The organism is Pseudomonas sp. NDM, assembly GCF_003105095.1.
In the GTDB taxonomy this organism is placed as follows: Bacteria; Pseudomonadota; Gammaproteobacteria; order Pseudomonadales; family Pseudomonadaceae; genus Aquipseudomonas; species Aquipseudomonas moraviensis_A.
On the sequence record NZ_QETJ01000217.1, the window covers coordinates 1 to 6,782 of the forward strand.

A 6,782-nucleotide genomic window follows, 5' to 3' on the forward strand; every position below is an offset into this window, starting at 1 on the left:
ATCTTTTGATCTGGCTTTTGAAGATCAAGATCAAAAGATCGCAGCCTTCGGCAGCTTCTACAGTTGCGATCGATGTTGGTTTAGAGGGTCAGGATCATCTCGTGCCACGCCATGCCGCCATGGTCAGACTCGGACGGTTTGATGTAGGCAAAACCAAACCCGGCATACAGTGCAATGTGCTGCTCTTTGCACATCAGATGAATCGTCGCTTTGTCCATCGCGCGCATGCGCTCGATGAACTCTGCCAGCAGGCGCTTGGCCAGGCCCTGCCCCTGGTAATCCGGGTGCACTACCACCGACATGATCACCACGTTCGGGCCTTTCGGGTCGTGCCCGATCAGTTCCTTGAAGGCCTCGTCGGACATCTGCACGTCGAACGCCGCGCCGGAATTGATGAAACCGGTAACCACGCCGTCTACTTCGGCGACGATGAAGCCGTCCGGCCAAGTGGCAATGCGCGTGGCGATCTTCTCGCGGGTGGCGGCTTCATCGCCTTCATAGGCAACGGTTTCGATGGCGTAGCAGCGCTCGAGGTCGGCGGCGCTGACGTTGCGGATCACGGTGTTCATGGCAACTCGAAAATCTGTGGACACAAGGCCCGCCAGCATAAAGCACAACCACCGGGGCGGACATGCTCCGCCTCGATTCGAACGCCGGTCAGGCCTTGATCGGCAGCCAGATTTCCAGGGTGCCGGTGTTGAGCTTCGGGTTGTAATCGTCGCTGTAGCGCTCGAATTCCGGCGCATCCGCCGCTTCGTAACCGGACTGCGGCAGCCAGGTTTTCCAGATGTGCTGGAAGGTGTCGGGGAGTTGCGTCAGGGGTCCTTTGTGCTCGAACACCGCATATTCCTGCGGCTGGATTTCAACCCAGCGGTACTGCTCCGGCAGGTCATCGAGCTTGTCGATCTGCACGCCGGCGATGTACTCGAAACCTCCCTCGCCGTCCGCGTTGCAGCAAACGCCGTAGGTCACTTCGTTGACCTGCGCAGGGATTTTTCCCAGGTGCGGGATAAGCTTTTCCCACAGCCTTGGAATGTCTCCAGTGGTTTCCTGAGTGAATCGCCCGCCGAAACCGGCGATCAGCAGAAATTGCCCGTGCTCGAAGCGAGGTTCGGCTATTTCGACGCGTGTGTGTTCATCCATGACGCGGCTCCTCAGAACGGAAAAGTGGGTTCGGCTGGGAGTATAGAAAGGCCGACCCGTTTCGCACGTTTACAGCGCATGCAACTGCTCGACGGCGCCCGATCCGACAAACTCGTTGTAGCCGGAAACGATCACGTACACCGCGAAATAGCAGAAGATCGCCGCGGATGCCAGATAGGAGTAGCGCAAAAGCTTGTCGCCCAGCAACTTGCCGCCGTGGCTGGCGGCGAAGCACAAACCGGCCGACCACAGCAGCCCGGCGCAGAGAAAACCACCGAGGAACAACGCCGAGCTCAAAGGCCCGCCGCCACCCGAGCGGGCGATCAAGGTGCCGCCAACGGCAGCGAACCAGAGAATCGCGCTTGGCGACGACATGGCGAGAAAGATGCCGCGAAAGAACTCCTTGCGATGGGAGTTCTGCCCCACCTCGGCCGTATCCGCCAGCAGCGCTTCGTGGTGGATCGCCGAATAAATCATCTTCGCCGCGAAATAGATCAGCAGCGCCGAACCGCCGATCCACAGCACCCAGCGTACGGTTTCGTATTGCAGCAAAACGGTCATGCCGGCCAGTGCCAGCACCGCATAAATCAAGTCGCCGACGCAGGTGCCCAGGCCGAGGGCGAAGCCCTGAAAGTAGCCGCGCTGCATGGCCAGGGTGATCATCGCGATGTTGGCCACGCCGATATCCAGGCACAGCGAAAGGCTCAGCAGGAAGCCGCTGGTGAATTCCATTGACCGATTTTCCTTGAAAAAAATGTTTACAACCGCGCTGGACAGTATGCCATCACTGCCCTTATCTTCCGCCACAGGTCACCGCAGTGACCAGCGTCGCTCGGACGGTTCCGGGCGCTTACGTTATCCGAGGCAACAATGGCCGAACAAGGTTCGCCGCGCCGCTTTGCGCGCATAGATCGACTCCCCCCTTACGTTTTCAACATCACCGCCGAGCTGAAGATGGCCGCTCGCCGCCGTGGTGAAGACATCATCGACCTGAGCATGGGCAATCCCGACGGCGCCACGCCGCCGCACATTGTCGAAAAACTCGTGCAGGTCGCCCAACGTGAAGACACCCACGGCTACTCGACGTCCAAGGGCATTCCGCGCCTGCGCCGGGCGATTTCCAACTGGTACAAGCAGCGCTACGAAGTCGATATCGACCCGGAAAGCGAAGCCATCGTCACCATCGGTTCCAAGGAAGGCCTGGCGCACTTGATGCTGGCGACTCTGGATCAGGGCGACACCGTACTGGTGCCGAACCCGAGCTACCCGATTCACATTTACGGCGCGGTGATTGCCGGCGCTCAGGTGCGGTCGGTGCCGCTGGTGCCGGGGGTGGATTTCTTCGATGAGCTGGAGCGGGCGATTCGCGGCTCGATCCCCAAGCCGAAAATGATGATCCTTGGCTTCCCGTCGAACCCGACCGCGCAGTGCGTGGAGCTGGATTTCTTCGAACGGGTGATCGCCCTCGCCAAGCAGTACGACGTGCTGGTGATTCACGATCTGGCTTACGCCGACATCGTCTACGACGGCTGGAAAGCGCCGTCGATCATGCAAGTGCCGGGCGCCAAGGACATCGCGGTGGAATTTTTCACCCTGTCCAAGAGCTACAACATGGCCGGCTGGCGCATCGGGTTCATGGTCGGTAACCCGGAACTGGTCAACGCTCTGGCGCGGATCAAGAGCTACCACGACTACGGCACCTTTACTCCGCTGCAAGTGGCGGCGATTGCTGCGCTCGAAGGCGATCAGCAATGCGTGCGCGACATCGCCGAGCAGTATCGCCAGCGGCGTAACGTGCTGGTCAAGGGCCTGCATGAATTGGGCTGGATGGTCGAGAATCCAAAGGCTTCCATGTATGTGTGGGCGAAGATTCCCGACGCGTATGCACATCTGGGCTCGCTGGAATTTGCCAAAAAACTGCTGGCCGAGGCCAAGGTCTGCGTGTCGCCGGGGGTGGGTTTCGGCGAGTACGGTGACGACCACGTACGCTTCGCCCTGATCGAAAACCAGGACCGCATTCGTCAGGCCGTGCGCGGGATCCGCGGGATGTTTCGCGCGGATGGCTTAGTCGCAAAAACTGGCGGCTAACACAGTACCTGCAGAAGAACCCTTATGTGGCGAGGGAGCTTGCTCCCGCTGGACTGCGCAGCAGGCCCAAATCCTGCAATCGCGGTCTGTCTGATTCACTGGGTGCAGAGGTTTTTACGACTGCTGCGCAGCCGAGCGGGAGCAAGCTCCCTCGCCACAACATCCGTGTTACCACAGATTTTTTACCCGCAAAAAAACCGCATCGCTGCGGTTTTTTGTGCCTGCGCTTTCTTTAAACAAAGAACAGCTTAAACGAACAGCGACAACAGCAGGATAAAGCCCAGGGCCACCACCGACAGAATGGTTTCCATCGCGGTCCAGGTCTTGAAGGTTTCGGCCACGGTCATGTTGAAGTACTGCTTGACCAGCCAGAAACCGGCATCGTTGACGTGGGACAGGATCAGCGAACCGGCACCGGTGGCCAGCACCAGCAGCTCACGGTTGACGCCCGGAATCATGCCGACGACCGGCACAACGATACCGGCGCCGGTGATGGTCGCCACCGTCGCGGAACCGGTGGCGATACGAATCACCGCCGCCACCAGCCACGCCAGCAGGATCGGCGAGATCTGTGCGCTGACCGCCATGTGGCCGATCACATCACCCACGCCGCTGGTCACCAGCATCTGCTTGAAGCCACCGCCGGCACCGATGATCAGAATGATCGCGGCGGTTGGCGCCAGGCTTGCGTCGAGCCATTTGAGCATCTGGTTGGAACCGATGCCCTGCTTGTAGCCGAAGGTGTACAGCGACAGCAGCAGCGCCAGCAGCAATGCGGAGATCGGGTGACCGATCATGTCCATCCAGATGCGGAAGAAATTGCCGTCCGGCAGCGCCACGTCAGCGAAGGTTTTCAGCAGCATCAGGAACACCGGAAGCAGCACGGTGACCAGGGTAATGCTGAAGCTCGGCAGGTTGGCCGAATCGTTTTCGCGGGCCAGTTGATCGACCAGTTCCTGATTCGGGTGACCGGGAATGTGCTTGGCGATGAACGTACCGAAGATCGGACCGGCAATGATGGCGGTCGGCAGCGCGACGATCAGGCCATAGAGAATGGTCTTGCCGATGTCAGCGCCGAACACGCCGATGGCCAGCAGCGGACCCGGGTGCGGTGGCACCAGACCGTGCACAGCGGACAGGCCGGCGAGCAGCGGGATACCGATCTTGATGATTGATACGCCAGTGCGGCGGGCAACGATGAACACCAGCGGTATCAGCAGCACGAAGCCGATTTCGAAGAACAGCGGAATGCCTACCAGGAACGCGGCGAACATCATTGCCCACTGCACCTTGTCCTTGCCGAAGGCGCGGATCAGGGTCTGGGCGATCTGATCGGCGCCGCCGGATTCGGCCATCATCTTGCCGAGCATGGTGCCCAGGGCGAGGATGATGCCGACGAAACCGAGCACGCCACCAAAGCCGTCCTGGAACGCCTTGATGATGGTGTTGATCGGCATGCCGGAAGTCAGGCCGAGGAACGCGGCGGCGATGGTCAGGGCGATAAAGGGGTGAATCTTGAATTTGGTGATCAGGATAATCAGGCCGATTACCGTGACCACCGCATCGAGCAGCAGGAACGTCTCGTGGGACATGCCAAACATGGGGGGGGTCTCCTGGATTGTTGTTGTTATTAAAGCGGGTTGAACAGAAGTCGGGAGGACAGCGCTGTCTTTTTCAACATACTCATACCGCCTGTTTCAGGCCGTTGGCCTGCCACCAGACGTGAGCCTGGGACGCCAGTTGTTCAACGCTGTGGACCGAAGCATTCAGGGCCAGGGTCAGCGGCTCGCCTACTGGCGATTCGAGGGTGGCGAACTGGCTTTCGATCAACGTCGCCGGCATGAAGTGGCCCGGGCGGTGCGATACACGCTCGGCGGCGACTTCCGGGGTCAATTCAAGAAACACGAAGCCCAGGCCCGGCAAGGCGCTGCGCAGACGTTCGCGATAACTGTGTTTAAGGGCCGAGCAGGTCAACACCGGGCGCTGGCCTTCGGCATCGACGCGACGCAGTTCATCGCACAGGCTGTCGAGCCAGCCGGCACGGTCTTCGTCGTTCAGGGGGATCCCCGCGCTCATCTTTTCGATGTTCGCGGCCGGATGGAAAGTATCGCCTTCAATGGCAGTGGCGCCGCTCAAATGGCACAGGGCCTGGCTGACGCACGTCTTGCCGCAACCGGCAACGCCCATGATGACCAGGGCGGTGATGGGATGACTCATATAACACCTCAGCGCGCAGACAGCGCTACCTTTGCTAGCTATGACTCTAGTGCACAGGCAGAAGTTGCCGACGCCTTCTTGTCGTTTTTTTGGGTTGCAGCAGGTTTGTTCCCGATACCAAAGCGCGCAGATCAGGCAGGACCGCGCTCACGCATTTGCAGCTGCATCAGGACAGCGCTACCTTAGTGCCTTGATTTTTGTTTGGCAAGCCGCCCGATGACCTCCCCCAAGAACGATAAAAATACCCGCACCACCGGCCGTCCGACCCTTAACGAAGTAGCCCGCCTGGCCGGCGTCAGCCCGATTACCGCCTCGCGCGCTCTGCGCGGGGTCAGCACGGTGGCCACCGAACTGGTGGAAAAAGTGCAGAAAGCCGCGCTCGAACTCAACTATGTAGTCAACCCCGCCGCCCGCGCGCTGGCCTCGGCGCAGAGCCATTCGGTGGTGGTGCTGGTGCCGTCGCTGTCCAACCTGCTGTTCATCGACACACTGGAAGCCATTCATCGAGTGCTGACGCCCAAGGGCTTCGAAGTGCTGATTGGCAACTTCCACTACTCGCGCGATGAAGAAGAAAACCTGCTGCGCAATTACATGGCCTACCAGCCGCGCGGGTTTCTGCTGACCGGTTTCGATCGCACCGAGAGTTCGCGGCGGATGATCGAGCTCAGCAATATTCCCTGCGTGTACATGATGGAGCTGGACAGCGCCGCCGGGGTCAATTGCGTGGGTTTTTCGCAGTTGAGCGCCGGTGAAACGGCCGCGGAGCATTTGCTGTCTCGCGGGCGCAAACGCTTGGCCTACATTGGCGCGCAGCTGGATCAGCGCACGTTGTTGCGTGGCGAGGGTTTCCGCAAGGCACTGCAGAAGGCTGGCCGCTACGACCCGGATCTGGAAGTGCTGACGCCGCGCGCTTCGTCGGTGGGCTTGGGTGGTGAGTTGTTCCTGCAACTGCTGGCGGCGCATCCGGATGTCGATGCGATTTTCTTTGGCAACGATGACCTGGCCCAGGGTGCGCTGCTGGAAGCCTTGCGCAATGGCATCAAAATTCCCGAGCAGGTGGCGATTCTGGGCTTCAACGACCTGCCAATGTCCGAGCACATGGTCCCGCGCCTGAGCAGCATCAACACCCCGCGTGAAGCCATCGGCCGGCGCGCGGCGGAGCAAATGCTGACGTTGATGGCGGGCAACAAAGTAGCGCGGCCGGTGGAGGATATGGGGTTTGAGCTGAAGGTGCGCGAGAGTACCTGAAACTCACGCGATCCCCCATAGGAGCTGCCGAAGGCTGCGATCTTTTGATTTTGCTTTCAAGAACAAGATCAAAAGATCGCAGCCTT

7 protein-coding genes are annotated in these 6,782 nt (G+C 60.0%); 2 read left to right on the forward strand and 5 right to left on the reverse strand.

Going from position 1 to position 6,782, the window contains the following annotated elements:
- Positions 1–80 precede the first annotated feature (80 nt).
- From DCO47_RS24825 to DCO47_RS24835, 3 genes are all read right to left on the reverse strand, one after another.
- Positions 81–569, reverse strand: a complete 489-nt coding sequence (locus DCO47_RS24825) for a GNAT family N-acetyltransferase (protein WP_116659135.1) — start codon at positions 567–569, stop codon at positions 81–83.
- Positions 570–657: 88 nt separating this feature from the next.
- Positions 658–1,143: a GyrI-like domain-containing protein gene (locus tag DCO47_RS24830; protein WP_083353417.1), complete on the reverse strand. Its 486-nt coding sequence runs from the start codon at positions 1,141–1,143 to the stop codon at positions 658–660.
- Positions 1,144–1,212: 69 nt separating this feature from the next.
- Positions 1,213–1,875 (reverse strand): LysE family translocator, encoded by a 663-nt coding sequence (locus DCO47_RS24835; protein ID WP_042607237.1) that lies wholly within the window; start codon positions 1,873–1,875, stop codon positions 1,213–1,215.
- 138 nt (positions 1,876–2,013) lie between these two features.
- On the opposite strand from DCO47_RS24835, the gene alaC reads away from it, so the two are divergent.
- Entirely contained in the window at positions 2,014–3,231 is a 1,218-nt protein-coding gene (alaC, locus tag DCO47_RS24840) for an alanine transaminase (RefSeq protein ID WP_065616751.1), read from the forward strand.
- Between the two features lie 248 nt (positions 3,232–3,479).
- Here alaC and DCO47_RS24850 read toward each other — a convergent pair whose 3' ends face one another.
- Both DCO47_RS24850 and DCO47_RS24855 read right to left on the reverse strand, forming a co-directional pair.
- On the reverse strand, positions 3,480–4,832 hold the full coding sequence (locus DCO47_RS24850; RefSeq protein WP_064364939.1) for a GntP family permease: 1,353 nt from the start codon (positions 4,830–4,832) through the stop codon (positions 3,480–3,482).
- Positions 4,833–4,914: 82 nt separating this feature from the next.
- Positions 4,915–5,448: a gluconokinase gene (locus DCO47_RS24855; protein WP_065616749.1), complete on the reverse strand. Its 534-nt coding sequence runs from the start codon at positions 5,446–5,448 to the stop codon at positions 4,915–4,917.
- A gap of 216 nt (positions 5,449–5,664) precedes the next feature.
- Here DCO47_RS24855 and DCO47_RS24860 point away from each other — a divergent pair, with 216 nt between their 5' ends.
- Positions 5,665–6,696 (forward strand): LacI family DNA-binding transcriptional regulator, encoded by a 1,032-nt coding sequence (locus tag DCO47_RS24860; RefSeq protein ID WP_042607241.1) that lies wholly within the window; start codon positions 5,665–5,667, stop codon positions 6,694–6,696.
- Positions 6,697–6,782 lie beyond the last annotated feature (86 nt).

Bases quoted from the DNA above. Each gene is read 5' to 3' on its own strand.
- DCO47_RS24825 (WP_116659135.1), bottom strand. From the start codon at position 569: ATGAACACCGTGATCCGCAACGTCAGCGCCGCCGACCTCGAGCGCTGC.
- DCO47_RS24835 (WP_042607237.1), bottom strand. From the start codon at position 1,875: ATGGAATTCACCAGCGGCTTCCTGCTGAGCCTTTCGCTGTGCCTGGAT.
- DCO47_RS24855 (WP_065616749.1), bottom strand. From the start codon at position 5,448: ATGAGTCATCCCATCACCGCCCTGGTCATCATGGGCGTTGCCGGTTGC.
- alaC (WP_065616751.1), top strand. From the start codon at position 2,014: ATGGCCGAACAAGGTTCGCCGCGCCGCTTTGCGCGCATAGATCGACTC.
- DCO47_RS24860 (WP_042607241.1), top strand. From the start codon at position 5,665: ATGACCTCCCCCAAGAACGATAAAAATACCCGCACCACCGGCCGTCCG.
- DCO47_RS24830 (WP_083353417.1), bottom strand. From the start codon at position 1,143: ATGGATGAACACACACGCGTCGAAATAGCCGAACCTCGCTTCGAGCAC.
- DCO47_RS24850 (WP_064364939.1), bottom strand. From the start codon at position 4,832: ATGTTTGGCATGTCCCACGAGACGTTCCTGCTGCTCGATGCGGTGGTC.